The organism is Enterobacter sp. MEB024, from assembly GCF_030209635.1.
GTDB classification, from domain to species: domain Bacteria; phylum Pseudomonadota; class Gammaproteobacteria; order Enterobacterales; family Enterobacteriaceae; genus Enterobacter; species Enterobacter ludwigii.
In genome coordinates this window covers 694,258-717,010 of sequence record NZ_JARVRQ010000002.1, presented here as the reverse complement: position 1 = coordinate 717,010, position 22,753 = coordinate 694,258, and the positions used below count along the sequence as shown (strand labels likewise).

Below are 22,753 nucleotides of genomic sequence, written 5' to 3'. Positions count from 1 at the left end.
TTACTGTACATCGCACCGGTGATTGTCATATTTCAGGTTATCATTATTGTTTTATTGGATGCGCCGAAAGGAGATAAATAATTGTTGAGGGCAGGGCGGCGAATACAGTTCAAAGAACCAATGATTTACCTGTAGGCTGGGTTTCGGCCCAAAGCAGTTTATAGTCCCATTTTTTATCGTACAATCCGATTGAAAATTGCATTGCCTTATTTTCATTGCGACACACTTCTCGTGCATCAACAATATTTTTCCACATGAGCAGACTTCCTGGGCTGAATGCGGTGATCGACGGGTCAATCCCTCCGTTAGGAACATCAAAATACAGGCTTTTTTCACTACGGGCACACAGTACGAGATCTATCGCAACGGGGGCACCTTCAAAGAAAAGTACATTGCCGGTGACCATATGTGGCAGGGCGGTTAACAGTTCAGTGATGTTTTTCCTGTTATAGCATCTGACGCTGTCAGCAAAACGCAGCCTGAAAAGATGCACGTAAATATCAGCAATATCCGCCGGTGACATCTCTCTGAGCGGTATGCATTCTCCGCCCGCAGCCAGCATTTTTTTTAGCTCTCCATTTCTTTTTTTCACCGTTTTACCTGAGAAAGACGTTTTAATCAGGCAAACCTTACGTTTTTCACGAAAAGCATAGGTGGCATTTATTATATTCCCACGCAGCGATGAAGACAGCCGGTTTGTTTTTACTGGCAGAACGATTTTTTGATCGGCAGCCATGGGGATAATAATTTCATCATAAGATACCGGGTAATCGCGCCAGACATTCAGGCCGAAGGTATTTTCATCACTGGTAAAGTACGCTGCGGTGATCTCACCATCGCGTCGGTAATGCCAGAATGCGAAATCTTTTTCCTTCTTCTGCATAAAGAAATTGATAATGTCGGGGTGAGTATTAACACTGCCGCCGTACTTATAATAAGCCGCCTGGTAATGCGTGAAGTTTGAACGTTCCCATCCAAAAAGCGAATGTCTGAAGCCCATTATTGTTTCTCCTTGCAATCTCATCAGAGGGCGCTGTCAGCGCCGGGCAGTTCTGTCTGAACAGGCTGATTATCCCGACCGTTAATCAATAAACGGTCAAGGCAAAATCAAGATTGCTGCAATCTTCGTTGGCGGAGTTAATTTTGCCTGTCTCAGGAAATATCTGCTTACATTCCAGCTAACGCTATGCTCTTTACATTGACACTAGTGTCAATGTTGTAGAGTGCATCTATGACGAGGAGAAAGGTATGCGACCATCTGAACTGGCGGCGCTCACTGGCGTCAGCACCCGAGTGCTAAGACATTATGAAGCTAAAGGACTGATTGTTTCTCAGCGGTTGGACAACGGTTATCGGAATTACGACGCGAAAGACGTCGAGAAAGTGAGATGGATAATCTCGCTTTTAAAATGTGGGTTCAGTACCCGACAGATTGCAGAGCTGGAAAAGTTTTCTCAGGTAAGCGACATGGATGATGCGCGTTTTATCCAGTGTCTGGCGCAGCACAGAGAAAAACTTCGGGCACTGGACACGCTTATCGAATTACTTAATGAACGCAGAAATACACTTGCCACGCGTATTCACGCCTACGAGTGATCGCTCTGTCTGAGCAGTAATAACAGGAAATATCATCATGAAACAGTTAGACAATAAAGTCGCGTTAATTACCGGAGGCAGTAGCGGTATCGGGCTGGCCACGGCTAAACGGTTTAGTGAAGAAGGTGCAAAGGTGATTATCACTGGCAGGAATGCAGAAACCCTGCAGCAGGCGATGAATGAGCTCGGTGACGATAATGCACTGTCAATAAAACATGATATCGGTGACATACGAAGCCATGAAAACCTGTTTCGCATTATTAACGAAAAGTACGGCAAGCTGGATGTGATGTTTGCAAATGCCGGCGTTATTGTGCTTTCCGATTTCCCGGCCTCCACCGAAGATGATTTTAATACGCAGTTTGATATCAACGTAAAAGGGACGTTTTTCACCGTGCAACAGGCCCTCCCGTTAATGTCCGACGGTGGCTCGATAATATTAACGTCCTCCATTGCGCATTATAAAGGGTTCGATGGACACAATATCTATGCCGCCTCAAAAGCCGCGCTGCGATCTTTTGCCCGCAGCTGGACGACCGACCTTAAAGGCCGTGGGATCCGCGTGAATTGCCTGAGCCCAGGACCCGTCGCCACACCGATTATCAGTAAAATGGGCGTTTCCCTGAGCGATCGCGAGATTTTTGACGCCAGCATCGCAAGTCGTATTCCGTTAGGTCGTTTAGGCAAACCTGACGAGGTGGCCGCGGCAGCGCTGTTTCTTGCATCGGATGAAAGCAGTTTTATTTCGGGTATCGACCTGTCTGTCGATGGCGGGATGGGGCAAATTTAGCGGCGCGTGCAGCGCTGATAAAAAAAACATCAAATTTGATTAAAGCACATCAATTTTGCTAGAGCAGGCAGGTTTGACTTTCACTACTCTTGGTGCGGTAACGACATTTTCATCATCCGCTGTTAACAGGTATCGCTATGAAAAAACGTATTATTATTGCCGGTTCGGGTTTTGCAGGTATGTGGGCCGCCATTTCAGCAGCAAGGCTGGTACATATGGAAAAGGCAAATGATCGGATTGAGATTTTTTTGGTTTCACCGGAACCTGCATTAACCATTCGTCCAAGATTGTATGAAGCCGTACTTGAAAATATGGCACCCTCTATTCTGCATGTTCTTGAGGCTGCGGGTGTGCACTATATTGCCGGTTATGTCACCGGTATTGATGCAGAAAATAAAACTATCACGGTAAAAAAAGAGAGTGGCGAAACCTCAGTTAATTTTGACAGTTTTGTGCTGGCCACCGGAAGCCAGGCATTTCACCCTGAACTGCCGGGGATCACGGAATACAGTTTTGACGTGAACTCATTGAATGCTGCTCATGAACTGGAGCAACACCTCATGTCGTTAGCTTCAGAGCCTGATTCTGTCGCACGAAATACTGTTGTTGTCGCCGGTGGGGGCCTGACCGGGCTTGAGACCGCCACTGAAATGCCGGAACGCCTCAGAGACCTCTTGGGTTCGGAGCGCCATTTGCAGGTTATTATTGTGGACAGTTCGAACAAAATTGGTCTGGCGATGGGCGAGGATGCCTGTGAGATCATCAATCAGGCGCTGGCCAGTAATGGCGTGACTGTGCGAACGGGCGTCAGAGTGCGCGCAATCAACGCTGAGGGGGTGATGCTTTCGGACGATGAATTTATCCCCAGCAAAACGGTGATATGGACGGCGGGAATGCGGGCCAGCGCGTTAGCCGGGCTCATCCCGGGCGACCACGATAATCTGGGCCGTGTTATTGGGGATGCGTATCTGCGGGCACCTGCCGCCAGGGGTATCTTCGTTACCGGCGATACCGTAAAAGTCCCTACGGATGATGAAGGTAATTATAACGTCATGTCCTGCCAGCATGCGATGAGCCTGGGGCGCGTCGCCGGTCATAACGCGGCAGCAGAAATACTGGGATTACCGCTGCATCCTTACAGCCAGCCAAAATATGTTACCTGTCTTGATCTGGGCAAATGGGGGGCGGTTTACACGGAAGGCTGGGATCATCAGGTTATGTACCAGGGCATGGAAGCGAAAAAAATAAAGCAGGAAATTAATACTCAGTGGATCTATCCGCCAGAACCCGACAGAGAGAAAATGTTTTCTGTTGCTAACCCTGATTATATTATTGTTCCGTAACAGGCCATCTCTATTGATGCTGCCTGGCGGCTGGCAGCATCAACGCGTGTTCTTTTTTTCACGCCATTGACCGGGGGTCAAGCCTGTTATTTTTCTGAAGGCCTGGGTAAATGCATTTTGCGAGCCATAGCCGCTTTCAATGGCAATTTCTGTAATCAGTTTATCGGAGTGTTGTAACTCGTGGAAAGCGCGTTCCATTACGCGCTGCTTAAGCCACCCGTACGGGGTTAAGCCGGTACTGTTTTTAAAGGCACGGCAGAAATGAGCTGAGGAAACTCCCAGCTCAAGGGCCAGTGATTTAATCGTGACATCACCTATCGGGCTGTTATCCAGTTTTTCCAGCGCCATTTTTAATGCGCGCGAAGACAATACTCCTTGCGACTGGCCTGCGGCTGTCAGCGTGTTGGAGTGGTTTTTTATTAACTGTAATATTAATGACAGTGTTAAGTGCTCGCAGAGCAGTTGGTTAATTTTGTTATTGTCCGAAATGATTTCCGCAACGGCCAGCGTAATTTTTGATGCCGTCTCATCAAAATGCGCTGTGCGTAAGATTAACTCTGCAGTGGGTATCTCCATTTGATTCAGAAGATCGGCGAAAATATTATCAGGAATATATAAATGCATAACATCTACAAGACCAGCAATATCCCAGCGAGATGTACTTCCCTGAGGAATTGTCGTGATGGCGCCTTTCCGGATCGTGTTTTTAACGATTTTATTTTCTGTTTTTCGCTCAACACGCTGCATATGTCCAACGTGAGCAATAATCACATGTTGATCGAGTGGCGGGATAGTTTCATGCAATGGCCCATGCGGCCAGTGATAACAGCGAATTTGCAGCGCATCTCCACTGTCTATGCCTAATTCAGGTCGGTTCTTTAATACCTGAGCCATTTTATGAACGGCATCGTCAAGAGGAATGTCATGATTTTTCATGAGTATACCTGTTAATAACAGTGGGCATCATAAGAGTATAGCGATGTTTTAACCCTGTTTCATTGTGTTCTGTCTGCATGTTTATTTTTGATGATGGGAAATAACAGAGGGGAAAAAGTCATTTCTACGGTGTGTATACCCTTATATCGATTAATTATGTTGTCTGGAGGAAATATGGCGATATCTAAGAATGATGCAGCGTCGTTAGCATCTGTTAATGGTACCTCGCATGTGGAAGCCGTTTATGAAAAGGTGCCATCACGTTATGCACTACAGGTCGGTAAGATTGATGTTCTGGTGATCAGTGACGGCGTGTTGTCATTACCTGGACCCATGTTGGGTCATAACGCGGAGGCCTCCGAACGTACCCACTGGTTTGAAGATAAGTTTCTGCCTGCCGATTTTCTCGACTGGGCATTAAATGTGGTTCTCGTGCATAGCGGTGACCGGACGATCCTGGTTGATGCAGGGATGGGGGAGGCTTTCCCTGATTTACCCCGTGCCGGGCGAACGGTTAACCGCCTGGCGTCAGCGGGGATAGATCTTGCCAGCGTCACGGATGTGATTATCACGCATCTGCATATGGATCACGTTGGTGGGCTGCTTATTGAGGGGGTGAAAGCGCGCATGCGGTCAGACCTTCGCATTCATGTCGCTGCTGCTGAGGTGGAATTTTGGCGTGACCCCGATTTTTCACAGGTTTCCATGCCGCCTGGTTTCCCGGAAGCACTGCGCCAAACCGCTACCCAATTTTTGCAAGCGTACCAGACTCAACTGCACACATTCGAAGAGGAATACGAGGTTGCTCCCGGCGTGCGTGTCGTTCGTACAGGCGGGCATACTCCCGGACACAGCGTGGTAAGGCTGGCCTCTGAGGGGGAACGACTCACCTTTGTCGGCGATGCTATTTTCCAGGTTGGGTTTGAACATCCTGACTGGTTCAATGGTTTCGACCATTATCCCGAAGAAGCGGCACAGATTCGCATTCGTCTGCTGCAGGAACTGGCAGATAACAGGGAGTCATTGATCGCTACTCATCTCTCATTCCCGTCTGTCTGCCATGTTGCTGTCGACGGCGATACGTTCCGTTGCATTCCGGGTCCCTGGGATTATTAAGAATACCGCTGACGTCATTTTCACGGATACCGGCAGGAACATAAGAGGCATTACTAATACGGCCATCCCTCAGACGAGGGATGGCGTTCAGGGGGAGAGCGATGTTTACTTCGCCGCTTCCTCAATAAGTGTGGCAACGTCCTGCGGATGAGAAACCATCACGACATGGGATGCGCCCTTGATCACCACGGTGTGTTTTGAGCCCGCGCGTTCAGCCATGAATCGCAAACCCTGGGCGGGGATATTTTTGTCGCCGTCACCGTAAATGAAGTAAGAGGGCAGTTTTTTCCAGGCAGGCGCACCTGACTTTTCAGTTAAAGCCGCTTCGGTAATCGGCCTTTGCCCTGCGGCCATCAGCGCCGCCTCTTTAGCTGAAACGTCATGTGCGAATTGCTGGTGGAACTTCGCCTGGTCGATGGAGAGATCGACGCTACCATCAGCCAGTTTCACCGGTGCGGCGAGCGCCTGGCCAAGCGTGCCGCCAGGGAATTTTCCGGCCAGGTCGGCCGCCGCTTCACCGGCATCCGGAGCAAATGCGGCGACATACACCAGCGATTTCACATTGTTTGTATCACGGGCCGCGTTCGTAATGACCTGGCCACCATAGGAATGGCCGACAAGGACGACCGGTCCCTTAATATTGTTCACCACGGAAGAGACGTAAGCCGCATCAGTCGAAACACTGCGCAGCGGATTCGCCGCAGCGACGACGTTATACCCGTCCTTTTGCAGGATTTGGGTAACGCCATTCCAGCTAGAAGAGTCGGCAAAGGCACCATGAACCAGGACAACAGTCGGCTTAGCGGTTTCTGCGATAGCGCTGGCAGACAGCAAAACGGTGGCAACGGCAAGGGAGGCAGCAAATTTGGACATGATCGTTCCTCTTTTCGATTCAGTTTAAAGGCTATGCGTATGATGGTTGCGGCCTGTCTGGAACAGGCCACCTTGTTAGCTGCGAATAAAGGCCAGTACGTCAGCGTTAAAGCGATCGGCTTCTGTCTCCGCCAGTCCATGTGAACCGCCGGCATATATCGTCAGCGTCGCATTCGCGACGATCTCAGCGGCGCGGTGTGCGGATGCCTTAATGGGGACAATCTGGTCGTCGTCGCCATGAATAATCAGGGTAGGGCGATCAATCTGTTGCAGGTCGTGTGTGTAATCGACTTCAGAGAACTCATGGATGCAGTCATATTGCCCCTTAATACCGCCCTGCAGGCCGATTCTGCGGAAGTTTTCCCGCAACCCGTCATTGGTGGGGACATGGTCACGGTTGAAGCCATAGAACGGAACCGTCAGGTCGAAGAAAAACTGTGAGCGGTTTTTGGCCGTGCCTTCGCGGATGGCATCAAACACCTCCATCGGGGTGCCGTCAGGATTGGCATCCGTCCGGAGCATCAGAGGAGGGACTGCGCCGACCAGAACGACTTTAGCCACACGTGAGGTACCATGACGACCGATATAATGTGCAACTTCGCCGCCCCCTGTTGAGTGACCCACTAAAATCAGATCCTTCAGATCCAGCGCCTCAATCAGCTCAGCGAGATCGTCCGCATACTGATCCATATTGTTGCCGTGGAAAGTCTGGTCCGAACGCCCGTGGCTGCGACGGTCGTGTGCGATGACCCGGAAACCCTTCTGGCTGAAAAACAGCATCTGCTGATCCCAGGCATCAGACGATAACGGCCATCCATGAGCGAAGAGGATAGGCTGGCCTGAACCCCAGTCTTTGTAGAAAATGCCTGTTCCGTCTGTGGTGGTGAAAGTTGTCATTTCGTTCTCCTGTCATGTGTTGTGCTATTAGTTTGTGTGCGACTTGTTTGTGTGCAAATGAATATGGCAGCCCTTTTTGCCTTTGTCAATCGCTTGCAATTAAATCGTATGCAAATTATTTTAGGGGGACTGGAGGACATATGACTAAACACACTACTTCCGAGGATTCCCTGCCCGATGTGCACGGTATGCTCTGTTTCTCTCTTTACTCAGCGGGACATGCTTTTACCCAGCTCTATCGTCCCATGCTCGATAAGCTTGGCCTGACCTATCCCCAGTATCTGGTGATGGTCACCTTGTGGAATCAGGATGGGCGAACAGTGAAGGAACTGAGTGGAATTCTTTTTCTTGAGTCCAGCACGCTGACCCCTTTACTGAAACGGCTGGAGACTGCGGGGTTGATCACCCGGACACGCAATCCGAAGGATGAGCGCGAAGTGCTTATCCACCTAACGGAGAAGGGTGAGGCGCTGAAAAGCGAGACCAGCACTATCACGCGCTGTATCGTGGATACCCTTGGGATGGATGCCGACATCATTGCTGACATCAAAGCATCAGTTGATAAGATCCGTGACAAGATCCACCGTGCGCAGAAACCGGACGCCGATGACCTATCCTGATTGAGGGGGGCGGACAGGGACATTCTGTCCATTCGTCCGCTCTATGAAACACTGAATTTACTGGAGGGCTGTTTTTCGCATTGAGGAATCTCATTATGATGAGCGCTGATGCTTACCAGGGGATACCGCATGCGCATTGACAATCTACAGTATTTTTTTGACCCACTTTGCGGCTGGTGCTATGCCAGCTCGCCTGCCCTGAACTACCTGGCGCAACATTACAGCGAAAAACTCACGTTAATGCCCAGTGGTCTATTTTGTGATGAGGGAGCCAGGGACATCACCCCCCAATGGGCAGACTATGCGTGGACAAACGATCAGCGGATTGCTTCGCTGACCGGCCAGCCATTCAGTGAGCGTTATCACCAGCTCCTGAACTCAGGTGCGCGCTTTGATTCGACGTTTATGAACCGGGCACTCACGGCTTTCCATGAAATCAGCCCGGCGGCAGAAGCAGGGCTGCTTCGTGCACTGCAACATGCCCGCTATGTACTGGGGCGTGATACCGCGCAAAGTAACGTAGTGGAAGAGATCGGCATTGCCTGGGCTCGGGAAAATAACCTTGACCTTAACGACTTTGTCGGGCGGCTTGATGCCGATGACGGGCTTCGCAGCCTGACAGACGACAGGATCGCTGACGTAAAGCGTCTTATGAATCAAAAAGGTTTCAGAGGGGTTCCACTGCTGTTGGTTACGGTTGACAGCACTGAGCACATTATTAGCGGCCACGATCTTTACGGCGGAGCAAAAAGCATCAGCGAGGCGCTGGCAAAGCTTGCATAGCCCACATCGAGGTTTCCGGTTTTACACCCCGGTGCTTCGTTTACCAGTGGTGTTTATCTCTCCTCCGAATACCAGAATCATTTCTGGCGGGGGAGCGACCGGAAAGAGCAGTAGTACCCTACAGATGCTGTAAGGCAGAGCATATACCCGAATGACTCGCTGCCTTCCTCCACGACATTTTTGACCACCCTGACGTAGCTTTGATCAAGTATCGCGTACCATAACCCGTGCATTCCAAACAGCCGGGAGAAGACCAGGACTGCCAACAGACCACTGAGCATCACGCCGTACCACGGGGTACGGGTATAGTCTGTCAGTTGCGTAAGGGTAAGACGATAATGGATAACGGGATAAAGCAAAGCACAAACGGCGGAAAGCAGTGCAAACCATACCCAACTTCCGTGAGCCAGAAGATCGAAAAATGCATCCAGTTCTCTAATCAGCATGGAGAGGAAAAAGCCGCCAATCAGGATGTTGCAATAGCGCATGAATGCCCATTTCTTCGCCAGCAGGAAGTGTATAAATACGATGCCCCCTAAAACTGTTTCCTGCACAATTTCGGTCAGCGATATCTCCGGTATATCCAGATTAAATAAATAGATATCCGCCCACAGGCAAAGCACGGGCACAGTGCAGGCTGCTGACGCGAAGAGAAAGAAGAAAAAGCTTTTGAGCACAGACATTAACACCACCACTTTCATTCAAAACACCTATGATAAGTGGCTTCGAACGAAAATCTATTTCACTTTGTGCGCTATAGGCATGAATTTTAAGCATTATGAGCTACTTAGCGAGGGCGTATTACCTTTTCACATCAGACTTCAGCCTTGCATCAGAAATCCAGGTGGTAAGTCGTCTGCGCGATGTAACCCCATGCCACACGAGATCAGCCTCTGGTTGAGCAGTCACGCGCATACGATGACCCATCATCAGACGGGTATCCACCCTCAAAAGGGGCGGTATGCTTTAGCTAAACAGGGCGTGAATACGCTGCGCCAGCGCCTTAATTTCCATAGCCATTCAGCCGTCCGGGTGTTTAAGTGGTTATAATAAAAAATAAAAACTTTGCTTAAAAAATTTTTCTGTGCCTAAATAGCGTCATCGGTTTGGAATACAGACCTTATTAAAGCAGTTTAGTAAAGCAGTCCTCAGTTCAGGTGTTATCAATAGATACTCTTCTTCGTGAGCCTCCTCCTAAGTGCCAAATAAGTTACTCTCTAAATACAGGCCATCATCGCCGCGCTTAGTGGCTCAAAAAATAAGGAATTATCTATGTCTAATAAAATGACTGGTTTAGTAAAATGGTTTAACTCTGATAAAGGTTTTGGCTTTATCACTCCTGACGACGGCAGCAAAGATGTATTCGTACATTTCTCTGCTATTCAGAGCGACAGCTACAAATCTCTTGATGAAGGCCAGAAAGTGTCCTTCACCATTGAAAATGGCGCTAAAGGCCCAGCAGCGGGTAACGTTTCTCCGCTGTAAGTCGCGCACATTGTCGGTGAGCCTTACGATAGCGATGAAGACGCGAGTCTGAGCAGTTAAGCTTCACCGATAATAAAAAAACCCGCACTCGGCGGGTTTTTTTATGGCTTCAGGATGGTGATTGGCTGTCTATTATTCCGTGTTACCGGCCTGTTTTCAAAAAAGCTTAACCTTCACCCGGAGGTGGAGTGCGGTCCCGAAGGCTGTGTTCCTGTGATAAACGCCAGAAATCATGTCCTGCCGGATACTGATATAAGCGGAGCGAGAACTGACCGGCGACAGCGGTGATGTATTCAAATATCGCTGACTGAGTATTTTCATACTCCATCCACAGTACGGAAGAGGTAAAGCAATAAATTTCCAGGGGAATACCCGACGGCGTAGGCTTCAGCGTTCTCACCACAATATACATATCTTTGATAATATCAGGCCGATCGGCGAGCCAGGCCATCAGGTAGTGCCGAAAGAGCGTTAAATTTGTCAGGCCATTATCCATAAACCAACTGTCCGGTATGCCCATGGGGTCACGCCCGTCGATGAGTTTTGCCAGCGGTTCATTCGTGCCGCGCAGGGCCAGCATCGGGGCCAGCGTTTCCTGCGTGAGAAATGTAACGGAGTGCTGATCGATCGTGGTGCTGCGCATAATCCGGCGTGCGCCTGACGAAAACATGGCCTGCCAGTTGGTATACGTTTCGGTCAGAAAGTTTTTGGTCGGGATACGCGAGATCGTGTTATCCCAGTTACGGATAGTAATGGTGTGCAGCGCAATGTCGGTCACTTCGCCACTCAGGTTTTTATCGGGCATTTCAATCCAGTCCCCCAACTGCAGAACGTCATTTGACGAAAGCTGGATATTGGCAACGAGCGAAAGCAGGGTATGCTGAAAGACTAACATCAGCACGGCCGCCACGGCCCCGAGGCTGGAAATAATAATCGCGGGGGATTTATTCGACATGACGGCAAGGATCATGATCGCGGCAATGACGTGAATAAATATTTTCCCTATCTGAATATAGCCTTTGATAGAGTGATTTTTACGCTTCGTCTTGCGTAAATATGAGCTGTTGACAATATCCAGCATCTCATTGAAGAAAACCGACAGAAAAATAAAGAATAAAATCCCACAAATGGTATTTATTGCCGTCACCAGCGATGCAGGCATATTGGGCATAAACTGCAGGACGTAATAAACGATAATAACCGGAATGAAATTCGACAGCTTTTCGGCTATGCGGCGATCTTTTTCCAGCGGGACATCCTGTTTATGGCTGGCAAAGAAGACTTTACGAACGATTTTTATGAGCAGGAATTTGCACATCAGGTGCGCAAAGAAACCTGAGATGACCAACAGAATAAGATTAAATCCAATGGCCAGAGCCGGATTGCTTTCTATAAATGTTAATAAATAATCCAAGTACACCATCGCTTATCGCCTGAATAAGTATGCCATTTTGTATTAACCTTATTCAAAAGATAAATACAAAGATTTAACCAAATCATATAATGGCATATCCGGTACAGACAAGTCCACGGCCTGAATCCTAAGTCGCACAGACCTATTTTGTTTCGGTCGGTAACTTTATTTCCAGAACCGTTCCAGGCAATAAAAGCAGACGATGCCCACCTTCAGCATTTGGATCGCTAAAACATATATCCTCTCCCTGTTCGGTACCGAAGCAGGGAGAGGGGCATTACATTCTCTGCAGAAGTGGAAGAGGGTGGCACGCCGCGTCGCGCTTAGTCGCGGATTTTTACACCCAGACACCCGCGAACAAACTCAGGGTTAAAGTGTTTAACCGCATCGCCAACATAGCCTAAGTCGAGCGAACTGATTTGCGCCATTTCGGCATCGCTCAGGGAGAAGTCCCAGATAGCCAGGTTCTCTTCAATCCGGTTCTGGTGCGTGGATTTAGGAATGACGGTAACGCCACGTTGCACATTCCAGCGCAGAATGATCTGAGCGATGGTTTTTTGATGCGCTTCGGCAATCCCCTTGAGCATTTCATTTTCGTACGGTTTGTGCCTTCCGCCGCCAAGTGGTGCCCAGGCTTCTGGCTGAACGTTGTAATATTTCATGGTCTCGAGCGCGTCAGATTGCGCAAAGTAAGGGTGTAATTCCACCTGATTTACCATGGGCTTAATTCTGACCGTTTCACAGAAGTTGGTGAGCACGTGGGCGTAGAAATTAGACACGCCAATCGCTTTTAGCTTTCCGGCATCATACGCATCTTCCAAAGCCCGCCACGCGCTGAAATAATCGCGCATTGCCTGATGCAATAAGTAGAGATCGAAATAGTCTAATCCCGATTTTTTTAACGAGGCCTCAATACCTGCTTTGGCCGTCTCGTAGCTTGCCATGTCCTGCACCCACAGCTTAGAGGTAATAAATAACTCCTCGCGGGTACACAGACCTTCAGCGATGGCTTCACGAACGGCATCGCCCACGGCGTCTTCATTGCCGTACACTGCTGCGGTATCAATGAGGCGATAGCCTGTACGAATGGCGCTCAGCACTGACTGTTTACATTCTTCTTTATCGGTGACCTGAAAAACACCAAAACCCGCCATCGGCATTCTGAGGTTGTTGCTTAATACTGTATATTCCACTGAAGAGTTCCTCCACCCTGTTTAGACACCATTCAAAAGTATAAACAGAACCACGACGAACCCGTGGTAATCGTCTTTATTCTTTCAAATCGCTGAAAACGCTGGTCTACACCCTGTCGGGAATAAACCAGAATGACATCTGATTACTGAATCGTATAACCGCCATCAATTGCCAGAGCCTGTCCGGTGACGAAGCTGGCATCGGAACTGCACAACCGTAAGACGGCGCGCGCGATCTCTTCGGGCTCGCCCAGGCGACCAATTGGCTGCAGCTTCATGAGCTCGGCCATCGCGTCAGGCTCGCTGTTCAGCATATTTTCGACCATTGGCGTGCGGATAATGCCGGGACAAACGGCGTTGATCTGTATTCCACGCGCGGCATATTCCAGAGCTGCGCTTTTGGTCAGCCCGAGGACGCCATGCTTTGTCGCATGATAAACGCCGCGCCCGGCAATGCCGACCAGCCCGCCCAGAGACGAACAGTTAACGATAGCGCCACTTTTCTGACGGCGCATTTGTTGCAGCTCATATTTCATGCAGTTCCAGATACCCCGCAGGTTAATCGCGTTGACGCGATCAAACTCTTCGCCGCTGGCATCTGCGGTTTCTGCAATGGGGCTCTGAATACCGGCGTTGTTATAGGCGGCGTCGAGCTGACCAAACGCCTGTACTGCATTCTCGATCATGCGTCTGACCTGCTCTTCGTCAGTCACGTCGCAGACGACGGGTTTAACGGTATACCCTTCGGCCAGTAGCGCATCCGCTTCGCGAGATAACGCATCCTCGCGAATATCTGCCATCACCACCGTTGCGCCAGATTCGCAAAATGCCCTGACGGTCGCGAGCCCCATACCGGAAGCCGCGCCGGTGACCAGCGCCACCTTGCCACTAAAATCAAACTTAACCATTTGATACCTCTTATCGTGGAATCACGTGCAATGAAGACGTCTCACGTTGTGTAAAAGTATTCTGCGGGAAATGTGATGTTGTTAAAACTGACTAAATCAAAATGCAGTAATGAGGAATTTTCATAAATTAGATAGACTGTTTCTCGTACAGCGCAGGCGGCCGTCATTTATAATGAACGCCATACCGCCAGAACGCTTTTCGTCTGAAGAGACAGTGTATTGGGATGAATCAGCCACCCCTTTTTTCCGGATATCAGAGGCCCAGATTGGCACGAGAAAATCTTAATGACTTAATGGCTTTTATTGCCGTTGCGCGCGAAAAAAGCTTCACCAAAGCTGCGGCCCAATTAGGCGTATCGCAGTCAGCCCTGAGCCATACTATGCGTACCCTCGAATCTCGGCTGGGGATGAAACTGCTGACTCGCACCACGCGCAGTATTGCGTTAACCGATATTGGTCAGTCCATGCTGGATGACCTGGGGCCTTACATCGATGGTATTCAGGGTCGTTTGCAGTCCTTGAAAGATCTCAACAGCAAACCCGCGGGTACGGTGCGCATATCAACGTCAGATTATGCTATCGGGTCTGTTATCTGGCCGAAGCTGGAACCGCTGCTTAAAGAATATCCTGACATTAGTCTGGAGCTGATTGATGACTATGCCTTGACGGATATTGTTTCCGGGCGGTTTGATGCAGGAACCCGTCTGGGGGAACAGATCTCCAACGGCATGATTTCCGTGCGTATTGGCCCGGATGTCCGTTTTGCCGTGGTCGGCTCACCTGATTATTTTTCCCGCAATCCTCAGCCGCAGCACCCTAACGATCTGATTGATTACAACTGCATCAACCTGCGGTTTCCTACGCATGGCAATTTATACGTCTGGGAATTTGAAAAAGAGGGTAAAAGCCTGAACGTGAAAGTCACTGGTCAGCTGGTCTTTAGCCGGATCTATCAGTGCCTTCAGGCTGCAGTGGAAGGGTACGGCCTGGCGCATGTTCCGCGTGATATCGCAGAAAAGCATATTGCCCGTGGGGAGCTTATTAGCGTGCTCGACGACTGGTGCCCCTACTGGGATGGCTATTATATTTACTATCCCGAGAACCGAAATCTATCGAAAGCATTCCAGCTGGTGGTCGACGCGCTACGCCATTACAAACATCCCTGAAGAGAGACGTTTGTCAGCAACGCAAAGCCAGGCCCCTCATCCGGTGCCTGGCGTTTACAGTTGCGTGGCTAAATGTCAGGCATTATCCCTGCCGGCAAACACCTCTTTAAAGACCGGCATCGCCGAGAAAACATTGGGCCAGCCCGCAACAAAGGCCAGTTGCGTCAGGACTTCGGACGCCTGGGGCCGGGTTAAACCATTGTCCATGGCGCGGTTGAGATGGTAAGGAACCTGGGCCACCTGGCCGGCAGTGACCAACGCGCTGACGGTGATCAGACTTCTGTCCCGAGGCGCCAGTCCGGGCCTGAGCCACAGGTTCTGGAATAGCGCGTCGGTCGTGTATTTCACTACGCCCGGCGAGACCTTGCCAAAGTTTGATTCAACCAGCGTGGCACGCTTGTTTTCCGACTCTTCATCCAGCGGCAGGAAATCCACCTTTCCGCCTGGCAAGGAAGCGGTATCGATATGGCGTTGAGCAAACAGCTGACGCGTGATCAGCGCCGCAGAGGTGGCGTTCGGCCAGCCGGCGTAAAAAGCCAGGTGGGTGATTGTCTCTGAGATTTCCGCAGGTTTTACGCCGCTGTCCAGCGCCACGTTGAGGTAGTGGGGAAGTTCCGCCGTATCATTGCGGCTGATCAGCGCTGCAACCGTCACCAGGCTTCGATCGCGTCGCGACAGTTCCGGGCGATTCCAGAGATCTTTTTCAATAAACTGTTCTGAATAGGCAGCCATTGCTGGCGCGACCTGGGTTACAGCGTCCCGTGAGTCTTCCGGTTTCATTGTCGAACTCCTGTTTTGAGTAGTCTGGGAGACACATCCGTTAATCAATAAGAGTGAAACGATAAGCAGGGCGGTTCTGTTCAGCATTAATGCCCTCCCGCCTGCAGGTACTGCGCATCGCTGACTTTTTCAAGCCAGTTCACGTTTTGCCCCTGCTCATTCGATTCCTGAATGGCCATATGCACCATCGTGGTTTTATCCGTTGCGCCGTGCCAGTGTTTAACCCCTGGCGGGCATTGAATGACATCCCCGGTGTGCACGGTTTTTCGCTCCTGCCCCCACTCCTGCACCCAGCCCGTCCCGGACGTGACCACCAGTGTTTGCCCAAGCGGATGGGTATGCCAGTCGGAACGTGCGCCGGGCACGAAGGTGACATACGCGGCGCCTGTTCTTTGCGGGGCGACAGGTGAGAAGAGGGGGTCAATGTAAGCACGTCCGGTAAAGTGGTCAGCGGGTTCGGCAATCGTCGCGCGACTGCCCGTTTCAGACACGGTCATTTGAGCTGAAGGGGTGGTTTCGCTGTGTGCGGACATACCGGCAAATACCAATAGTGATGCTGCTACAGAGGTGAAACGGATCATCATACTCTCCTGTTGTGAATGAAACGGCAAACCCGGTACCGGGAAAAAGAGAAGGGGATAAATGTGTTGTGATGAGATTTGCCGGCTGTGCCGGAAATACATATTCGGGCGTCTACTTATCCGTCAGTAGCTCAAATCGGGCAGTATATTCAGCAGGTGATACGGGCAAGGCATCCGGTTCGTCTAATTGCCCCAGCGTAATTAATCCCGACGCATATCCGTGTGCTTTATAGAAAATCGCCAGATTTCCCCACGGGGCATATAGCGTGATATCACCCTTAGCGGCCGCGGTACCCGCAGGTGCGCCGGCCGTGGACAGGCGGCGAGGAAGATTGCCGATTTTCTCTTCCCCGGCATAATCTTTCAGCTGCAGCGTGAGGGGCAACAGTGCGATAAAGTCACGACTGGTTTGGCTGCTATTTAACGTTGCGGTCAGCGTCTTGTCGTTGAGTATAATTTTTATCTTCATCGGGTTTTCCTGTATGAGTTCGTTGCGCCAGCCGGCATTCGTCTGCAGTCATTGGCAACTATTCTTAACAGAAATAAACCGCGTGTTAATAGGCGTTATCAGAATAGAAAAATGAATAAATTTCATTAATCCGGTCCGGGAAGCAAAATGTTTGTTATCGGCAGATACAGGCCTCAGGGTCTGGCAACGTGGCGTAACCAGTGCCCAACGCCTTCAGCAGCAGCGTCAATTGCGCCGGCCAGATAACCCGAAAATTGCGGTGACCATTCGCTGGCAATCCCGGTTAATTTATCAGCCCATTCTTCCTGCGCCGGAACCTGTTGAGGCTGTGCGTGCCCGACGTCCTGCTGCAGGTCAAATTCTGTCGTCGTAAACGGATCGGCGGCCCAGTCTTTTATCCACTCGGCTTCAGGCTCTGCCGCGTCTTCTCCGAAGAGTCGCACCAGTTGCTCCCGGCACAGTCGCTTGAGTTCGGCCTCGCTCACCGTCCATCGCGATTTTGCCGGTACGCCAATAAAACCAAAGATAGCCGTTTTGCCGGTATCGGGCTCTGACACATCGTGAATTTCAACCATCGGACCCACACGGCTGCTTACATCACCGGAGAGATGCTGTGCCTGCAAAAAGTCGGTCTGGTACAGGGCGACATATTTTGCGTGAGGCGCCATCCAGGTCGGCGTTTTACGCCACTGTGAAAGTACTTGCTCCGGCAATGCCGGCTCGAACGTCATTTTTGCTGCCAGCGCGGGAGGCAGGGCGAGGAAAACGTGTTCACCGGTGAAAAGTGAGCCTTCGCCCGTTTCGGACTGCGTCGCGACCTGCATACCCTCGCCGAGACGGGAAATGGAAACCACCTGATGATCTGACTTAATCTTCTGCGCCGGGAGCTGGCGTGTTAATGCGCTCGTCAGCGCCTGCATTCCACCCTGAAGCCTGAACGACTCCGGTGATGTCACATAGGCAGGATAACGTTGCGCAGGGGTCGTCGTCTGGCGTTCATAAAGCATATCCCCCGGTCGCCCCTGAGGGAGAGGCGTTAATCCAAGTTGATGAACCAGGTGTGCGAAGTCAGGCTGAATTTCCGGCCAGAACCAGGTCGCGCCCATGTCCACATGAACCCCATCAGGCGTGTTTGCTAACGCCTGACCTGAAAGTACGCGACCGCCGGTTCTTTTCCTCGCTTCCAGTATCACGTAATCCACTCCCGCTTTTTCAAGCAGTGTGCCCGCATACAGGCCGCTGACACCCGCACCAATGATAATAACGCTGCCTTTCATGGTATCGCTCCGGTCAGTGTGGTCGGGCTGAGATGTCCCGTTTTAAGATAAAAAAGTGCCCCAGAGGCGGCGGCCGTCAGCGCCGGCAAATCGCCTTCAGGAAATCTGAGCCAGCTTCCTTTCAGGTAACGACCTTCCGGTGCGCTGATTTCCCCTTCGAGAAGCAGGAGCTCGGCTCCTCCGGCGAGCGGAGCGCAGAAGAGTCGTTCACCCGGTGCGATCCTCTGAAGCTGAGTGGTTTCCGCTACGCTTGCGAACAGGGGACAAATGAGTCTGTGCGGCTGGCCGTGCCAGCGACTCGCCTCGTTGGTATTGATCCTGACCGGTTCCTGTTCTTCGGCGGCGAACTGGCGCAGCTTAACGAAAAGGGTGGTGCCGTCACGACTGGACGGTCGATGCGACGAGCCGTCCGGGCTGCGCAGATACCAGCCAGCTGGATAATCGGTTCCGTTTTCCGTAAAGGTACCGCTCAGCACCAGGATCTCTTCTCCGCCGGGGTGGGTGTGCTCAGGAAACACAGAATCAGGGGCATACCTGACAAGGCTGGTTGCGCGGGCCTGCTCGCGGCCAATGCGATCAAGCATGACGCGCTCCACACCGGGTTGCGGGGAGGGCACCCAGCGGTAGTCATCAGGAGTAATGATGGCTCGCTGTGAAAAATCAGAATTCAGTAACATCATAGTCAGTCATTAAACGGCACCGCAGGCGGTGCCGTATGCAGGTTTATTTTGTTGGCAGGTTGTCAAAAACATCCAGAGCCCGGGCGGTGTAGGTTAACGCAGCACCGGCGTTCAGACTGATGGCAACGGAAAGCGCTTCAGCTATCTCTTCACGCGTTGCGCCTTTCTTAACCGCAGCTTCCACATGTACCGCCAGGCAACCATCACAGCGAGTGGTAACGGCAACAGCCAGCGCAATCAGTTCGTGGGTCTTGGGATCAAGGTGCTGATTTTCAGAAGCCCCTTTATCCATCTGCTGTAAGCCTTTCATAAATTCAGGCTGCAGTCTGGCAAATTTCCCGACGGTGGCCAGCAGGCTGGTGCGATATTCATTCCAGTTTAAAAACATTCATAGCTCCGGTACGTGTAGGTTTCAGAAAATGCCCGTTACAGGACGTCGTAAATGCGGATTTCAGGCGCGCTGTTCAGATATGGTTTCAGTGCTTCAACGACGTCCTGGGTGAAAAGCGGACTGCTGAGATACGCCTGTGCCTGGGACACGGTTTTAAATCCGTGCAGGACCTGTACGTCCTCGTCACGAACAAGCAGTTCTTTAGAGGTGGCACCGTCGATGGTGGTCAGGAACGGGGTTTTGTATTGCTGGTAGACCCCGGCGGCTGCCGCACGGTTTTCATTACTGATATCAAGGCTGATTTGCAGATAAGCCATCGTTCTCTCCTTCGCTCAGGGTTAAGGCAAGGCGGCCAGATAAGGTACCGGTCTGCTTTACCGTTCGTTGAGGGCGATTATGAGAAAGCCGGTTATCTTCAACAAATCAGTTAATCTTGCGTTGCAGAAAAGAAAAACTATGTCGGTCGTCTGAGGAAGGAAGCATCATGCCGGTACGCGATGACCCTTGCTGCATGATGCTTAAAAAAGGGGGAGTTATGGATTGTCAGAGACCACGTCATGAAGAAGCCAGTCGTGAAATATTTTTACTTCTTCACGCATGGCGGTGTGCTGCGGGGTCACCAGGTAGTAAGACCATGTTAACGGCCAGCGATGGTCTGGGTGCAATTGAACCAATTGCCCGGTTTCAATCAGCTGTTTCACCAGCGCGTGACGTACAATCGCCACCCCCCGGCCGCTCAGGGCCGAGAGAATCACGGCGGAGGTGGAGTTAATATGCAGCCTGCTTTCCAGCGCGCCAGGGGCATTGACGGTACGGAGAACGTCGTCCCATGAGGGAAAATTCGCGCCCGGGTGCGGCGTGTCATCGTGGATCAGCTTCTGCGTGGCGAGCCAGTCACCACAGGCAATTTTCTCCGGAGGCACCAGGCGGGGGCTACAGACCAGCACCGCCTCTTCATCCATCAGCCAGGTTTTATTCACGCCGGGCCAGTCTCCCTGTCCGCAGCGAATGCCGATATCCGCCTCGCCGTGCGATACGTCCATCAGCTTTTCCGTGACGTTAAGCCGCAGATCGATTGTGTCATGCGTTTCTGAGAACCGGTTAAGACGCTCCATCAGCCAGTTCATCATCAGCACCTGAGAGGCGGTGACGACCACGACAGAACGTGCGCGACGTCCGCGCAGTTTGTTTAACCCGCTTTCCAGCTTGTCCAGGCCCTGCGTAATGTCCTGCAGCGCATCCTGAGCCTCATCCACCAGCGTCAGGCGCTCCTTACCCGACCGCGTACGGCGAAGCAGCGGGTGGCCTACCCAGTCTTCGAGCGAACGAACAAGCTGGCCTACTGCGGCAGGCGTCACGCCAAGCTCTTGCGCTGCACCGGTAAAGCTGCCGTGACGGGCGGTCGCTTCAAAAGCATGTAGCCATTTAAGTCTGTTCAGGGAACGCATTGCAGGTACTCCGATTTATTCTTTCTTTCAGTATACCTGAGCGAAGAAGATTTTCTTTCCTGTGTCGCAATTTCTTCTCAGTCGTCAACCCTGATGCAGGGTGGCATTCTGGATGCACACGATGAGGAGCGAGGCTTTTCATCAATGACAACCAAATGTTCTAAAAGAGGTTAGCGATGAACGCATCTTTTGCCGGTAAAAAGCTGTTAGTGGTCGGTGGTACAAGCGGTATGGGCTTCGAAACGGCGAAGCGGGTTCTGAAAAACGGTGGCAGCGTGGTGCTGGTGGGGAACCGCAAGGACAAAGCGGAGCAGGCTCGTCAGGCGCTGGCGGTCGACGGGCCGGTATCCATCATCGTGGCCGACCTGATGAAAGAAGAGGGTATGCAGCACGTGATGAATACCATCAATGCTGAACATAAAGACATCAGCCTGCTGGTCAATGCCGCTGGCGTGTTCTTCCCGAAACCATTTACTGAACATGAAGCGTCAGATTACGACATGTACATGAGCATCAACCGCGCGACCTTCTTCATCACCCGTGATGTGGTGCGCAATATGGTTGATGCCGGTATTAAAGGCTCCATCGTCAATATCGGCTCTATGTGGGCACAGCAGGCCATCGGGGCCACGCCGTCTTCCGCATATTCCATGGCGAAAGCCGGCCTGCATGCGTGGACCAAAAACCTGGCTATTGAGCTGGGCGGGAAAGGCATTCGCGTCAATGCCGTGTCTCCGGCCGTTGTTCACACGCCAATTTATGAAGGCTTCATCCCGAAAGACGATGTAAAAGAGGTGATGAACAGCTTCGACAGCTTCCATCCGATTGGCCGCGTGGGTACGCCGGGCGATGTGGCTGAAACGGTTGCCTTCCTGCTTTCTGACAAGACAGGCTGGGTCACCGGCGCAATCTGGGACATTGACGGCGGCGTCATGGCTGGCCGTAACGCCTAATACACCGCTCATCACAGGTGATACCGTGAATAAAACTTTTCGTGCTATGCAGGTTTCCTCGCCGGGCGTGCTTGAAATGGTCGTCAGACCGTTGCCCGAGCCGGGTCCCGAGGACGTACTGATTAAAATTGAGGTATGCGGGGTTTGTGGTGCCGATCTTCAGGATGCGGAGAAGGTACCGGAAGCGGGGCAGCCCGGGCGCATTCCGGGCCATGAAATTGTGGGCCACATTACCCGGAAAGGAGATGCAGTTCCCGGGATCTGGCACACCGGTCAGCGCGTGGGCGTCGGGCGTCTTGGGGGATATTGCCAGCATTGCCCGCCTTGCCGTAACGGGCTTTTTCACCTGTGTGAAAATCAGCTAACGCCGGGGCTGAGCTGTGACGGAGGTTACGCCGAGTATGTTGTTATCCGCCATACCGCGCTGATTGCCATTCCTTCAGCGCTCACTTCCGTTCACGCGGCCCCGATCTTATGCGCCGGTACGGCAACCTTTAACGCGTTGCGTCAATCCGGTGCCAGCGCGGGAGACAGGGTGGCTATTCTCGGTATTGGTGGCTTAGGCCATATGGCGATTCAGTACGCCCGGAGGATGGGGTTTGAGGTTATCGTGATTGCGCGCGGCAGTGAAAAGGCGCATGACGCTTTACAGCTGGGCGCCCATCACTATATCGATGCGCAGACGGAAAACGCGGCGGAACGGCTGAGAGCGGAAGGCGGCGTCGAGATTATTGTGGCCACTGCCCCGGATGCAGACGCGGTTTCAGCGTTATTGCCAGCCCTGGCCCCCAGAGGAAAAGCGATCCTGTTGGGTGCCGGACGCACACCGTTGCAGGTCATGCCGGGTATGATGATTGGCGCGGAACGCACCCTGACAGGTTCATTTGTCAGCACCCCGTCGCAAACCGAACGCGCGCTGCGTTTCAGCCACCTCTTTCAGACGCTGCCAGTCACAGAGCTGATGCCCTTTGAACAGGCAAATGAGGCGCTCGACAGATTACGGCAGGGAAAGGCGCGCTACCGGATAGTGCTTACGATGAACCCGGATAACTGA

General features: G+C 51.6%; 26 protein-coding genes. 10 read left to right on the top strand and 16 right to left on the bottom strand.

What is annotated here, in order from left to right; genetic code table 11:
* Positions 1-109 precede the first annotated feature (109 nt).
* Complete coding sequence (locus QRN24_RS05615) at positions 110-1,000, bottom strand: GNAT family protein (RefSeq protein WP_284942460.1); 891 nt, start codon at positions 998-1,000, stop codon at positions 110-112.
* Positions 1,001-1,248: 248 nt separating this feature from the next.
* Here QRN24_RS05615 and QRN24_RS05610 point away from each other — a divergent pair, with 248 nt between their 5' ends.
* The 3 genes from QRN24_RS05610 (at position 1,249) to QRN24_RS05600 (ending at position 3,729) form a co-directional block, all read left to right on the top strand.
* Positions 1,249-1,596: a MerR family transcriptional regulator gene (locus QRN24_RS05610; RefSeq protein WP_020882407.1), complete on the top strand. Its 348-nt coding sequence runs from the start codon at positions 1,249-1,251 to the stop codon at positions 1,594-1,596.
* Positions 1,597-1,633: 37 nt separating this feature from the next.
* The gene (locus QRN24_RS05605) at positions 1,634-2,386 is read left to right on the top strand and encodes an SDR family oxidoreductase (RefSeq protein ID WP_502875262.1); all 753 of its coding nucleotides are present in this window, start codon (positions 1,634-1,636) and stop codon (positions 2,384-2,386) included.
* A 137-nt stretch (positions 2,387-2,523) separates the two neighbouring features.
* The gene (locus tag QRN24_RS05600; protein ID WP_284942459.1) at positions 2,524-3,729 is read left to right on the top strand and encodes an NAD(P)/FAD-dependent oxidoreductase; all 1,206 of its coding nucleotides are present in this window, start codon (positions 2,524-2,526) and stop codon (positions 3,727-3,729) included.
* Positions 3,730-3,768: 39 nt separating this feature from the next.
* On the opposite strand, the gene QRN24_RS05595 is transcribed toward QRN24_RS05600, so the two are convergent.
* Positions 3,769-4,665, bottom strand: a complete 897-nt coding sequence (locus tag QRN24_RS05595) for a helix-turn-helix transcriptional regulator (RefSeq protein WP_284942458.1) — start codon at positions 4,663-4,665, stop codon at positions 3,769-3,771.
* A 174-nt stretch (positions 4,666-4,839) separates the two neighbouring features.
* Here QRN24_RS05595 and QRN24_RS05590 point away from each other — a divergent pair, with 174 nt between their 5' ends.
* Positions 4,840-5,781, top strand: coding sequence for an MBL fold metallo-hydrolase (locus QRN24_RS05590; RefSeq protein ID WP_284942457.1), 942 nt, complete (start codon positions 4,840-4,842; stop codon positions 5,779-5,781).
* 105 nt (positions 5,782-5,886) lie between these two features.
* Here QRN24_RS05590 and QRN24_RS05585 read toward each other — a convergent pair whose 3' ends face one another.
* Together QRN24_RS05585 and QRN24_RS05580 are read right to left on the bottom strand one after the other, a co-directional pair.
* Positions 5,887-6,654, bottom strand: a complete 768-nt coding sequence (locus QRN24_RS05585; protein ID WP_020882412.1) for an alpha/beta fold hydrolase — start codon at positions 6,652-6,654, stop codon at positions 5,887-5,889.
* Positions 6,655-6,729: 75 nt separating this feature from the next.
* On the bottom strand, positions 6,730-7,551 hold the full coding sequence (locus QRN24_RS05580) for an alpha/beta fold hydrolase (protein ID WP_047356786.1): 822 nt from the start codon (positions 7,549-7,551) through the stop codon (positions 6,730-6,732).
* 140 nt (positions 7,552-7,691) lie between these two features.
* Here QRN24_RS05580 and QRN24_RS05575 point away from each other — a divergent pair, with 140 nt between their 5' ends.
* Positions 7,692-8,171, top strand: a complete 480-nt coding sequence (locus QRN24_RS05575; RefSeq protein WP_025203961.1) for a MarR family winged helix-turn-helix transcriptional regulator — start codon at positions 7,692-7,694, stop codon at positions 8,169-8,171.
* Between the two features lie 129 nt (positions 8,172-8,300).
* The gene (locus QRN24_RS05570) at positions 8,301-8,954 is read left to right on the top strand and encodes a DsbA family protein (RefSeq protein WP_138013913.1); all 654 of its coding nucleotides are present in this window, start codon (positions 8,301-8,303) and stop codon (positions 8,952-8,954) included.
* Positions 8,955-9,031: 77 nt separating this feature from the next.
* On the opposite strand, the gene QRN24_RS05565 is transcribed toward QRN24_RS05570, so the two are convergent.
* The gene (locus QRN24_RS05565) at positions 9,032-9,637 is read right to left on the bottom strand and encodes a transporter (protein ID WP_284942504.1); all 606 of its coding nucleotides are present in this window, start codon (positions 9,635-9,637) and stop codon (positions 9,032-9,034) included.
* Positions 9,638-10,226: 589 nt separating this feature from the next.
* On the opposite strand from QRN24_RS05565, the gene cspE reads away from it, so the two are divergent.
* The gene (cspE, locus tag QRN24_RS05560; protein ID WP_014170400.1) at positions 10,227-10,439 is read left to right on the top strand and encodes a transcription antiterminator/RNA stability regulator CspE; all 213 of its coding nucleotides are present in this window, start codon (positions 10,227-10,229) and stop codon (positions 10,437-10,439) included.
* Between the two features lie 166 nt (positions 10,440-10,605).
* Here cspE and QRN24_RS22800 read toward each other — a convergent pair whose 3' ends face one another.
* The 3 genes from QRN24_RS22800 to QRN24_RS05540 all read right to left on the bottom strand — a co-directional run bounded on the left by QRN24_RS22800 (position 10,606) and on the right by QRN24_RS05540 (position 13,954).
* Entirely contained in the window at positions 10,606-11,862 is a 1,257-nt protein-coding gene (locus QRN24_RS22800) for a mechanosensitive ion channel family protein (protein ID WP_047356781.1), read from the bottom strand.
* Between the two features lie 314 nt (positions 11,863-12,176).
* The gene (locus QRN24_RS05545) at positions 12,177-13,046 is read right to left on the bottom strand and encodes an aldo/keto reductase (protein WP_284942456.1); all 870 of its coding nucleotides are present in this window, start codon (positions 13,044-13,046) and stop codon (positions 12,177-12,179) included.
* Positions 13,047-13,189: 143 nt separating this feature from the next.
* The gene (locus tag QRN24_RS05540; protein WP_284942455.1) at positions 13,190-13,954 is read right to left on the bottom strand and encodes an SDR family NAD(P)-dependent oxidoreductase; all 765 of its coding nucleotides are present in this window, start codon (positions 13,952-13,954) and stop codon (positions 13,190-13,192) included.
* Positions 13,955-14,220: 266 nt separating this feature from the next.
* Between QRN24_RS05540 and QRN24_RS05535 the strand changes: the two genes are divergently transcribed.
* A complete protein-coding gene (locus QRN24_RS05535; RefSeq protein WP_014170396.1) occupies positions 14,221-15,120 on the top strand; it encodes a LysR family transcriptional regulator in 900 nt (299 codons plus the stop codon).
* A 75-nt stretch (positions 15,121-15,195) separates the two neighbouring features.
* Here QRN24_RS05535 and QRN24_RS05530 read toward each other — a convergent pair whose 3' ends face one another.
* The 8 genes from QRN24_RS05530 to QRN24_RS05495 all read right to left on the bottom strand — a co-directional run bounded on the left by QRN24_RS05530 (position 15,196) and on the right by QRN24_RS05495 (position 20,746).
* On the bottom strand, positions 15,196-15,987 hold the full coding sequence (locus QRN24_RS05530) for a carboxymuconolactone decarboxylase family protein (RefSeq protein ID WP_148576738.1): 792 nt from the start codon (positions 15,985-15,987) through the stop codon (positions 15,196-15,198).
* Positions 15,987-16,481: a (R)-mandelonitrile lyase gene (locus QRN24_RS05525; protein WP_284942454.1), complete on the bottom strand. Its 495-nt coding sequence runs from the start codon at positions 16,479-16,481 to the stop codon at positions 15,987-15,989. The genes QRN24_RS05530 and QRN24_RS05525 overlap by 1 nt, the downstream gene beginning before the upstream one ends.
* Positions 16,482-16,593: 112 nt before the next feature.
* Entirely contained in the window at positions 16,594-16,950 is a 357-nt protein-coding gene (locus tag QRN24_RS05520; protein ID WP_223399141.1) for a cyclophilin-like fold protein, read from the bottom strand.
* A gap of 173 nt (positions 16,951-17,123) precedes the next feature.
* On the bottom strand, positions 17,124-18,227 hold the full coding sequence (locus QRN24_RS05515; protein WP_284942453.1) for a flavin monoamine oxidase family protein: 1,104 nt from the start codon (positions 18,225-18,227) through the stop codon (positions 17,124-17,126).
* Complete coding sequence (locus QRN24_RS05510; protein WP_086532439.1) at positions 18,224-18,907, bottom strand: cupin domain-containing protein; 684 nt, start codon at positions 18,905-18,907, stop codon at positions 18,224-18,226. Before QRN24_RS05510 ends, QRN24_RS05515 begins: the two co-directional genes overlap by 4 nt.
* Before the next feature lie 43 nt (positions 18,908-18,950).
* Complete coding sequence (locus tag QRN24_RS05505) at positions 18,951-19,295, bottom strand: carboxymuconolactone decarboxylase family protein (RefSeq protein WP_014170390.1); 345 nt, start codon at positions 19,293-19,295, stop codon at positions 18,951-18,953.
* Between the two features lie 38 nt (positions 19,296-19,333).
* Positions 19,334-19,615 carry a hypothetical protein gene (locus QRN24_RS05500; protein WP_014170391.1) on the bottom strand — a complete coding sequence of 94 codons (282 nt, stop codon included), beginning with the start codon at positions 19,613-19,615 and terminating at the stop codon, positions 19,334-19,336.
* Positions 19,616-19,831: 216 nt separating this feature from the next.
* Positions 19,832-20,746 (bottom strand): LysR substrate-binding domain-containing protein, encoded by a 915-nt coding sequence (locus QRN24_RS05495; protein WP_014170388.1) that lies wholly within the window; start codon positions 20,744-20,746, stop codon positions 19,832-19,834.
* Between the two features lie 176 nt (positions 20,747-20,922).
* On the opposite strand from QRN24_RS05495, the gene QRN24_RS05490 reads away from it, so the two are divergent.
* Positions 20,923-21,699 carry an SDR family NAD(P)-dependent oxidoreductase gene (locus QRN24_RS05490; RefSeq protein ID WP_044858489.1) on the top strand — a complete coding sequence of 259 codons (777 nt, stop codon included), beginning with the start codon at positions 20,923-20,925 and terminating at the stop codon, positions 21,697-21,699.
* A 25-nt stretch (positions 21,700-21,724) separates the two neighbouring features.
* Positions 21,725-22,753 carry a zinc-binding dehydrogenase gene (locus tag QRN24_RS05485; protein ID WP_121339601.1) on the top strand — a complete coding sequence of 343 codons (1,029 nt, stop codon included), beginning with the start codon at positions 21,725-21,727 and terminating at the stop codon, positions 22,751-22,753.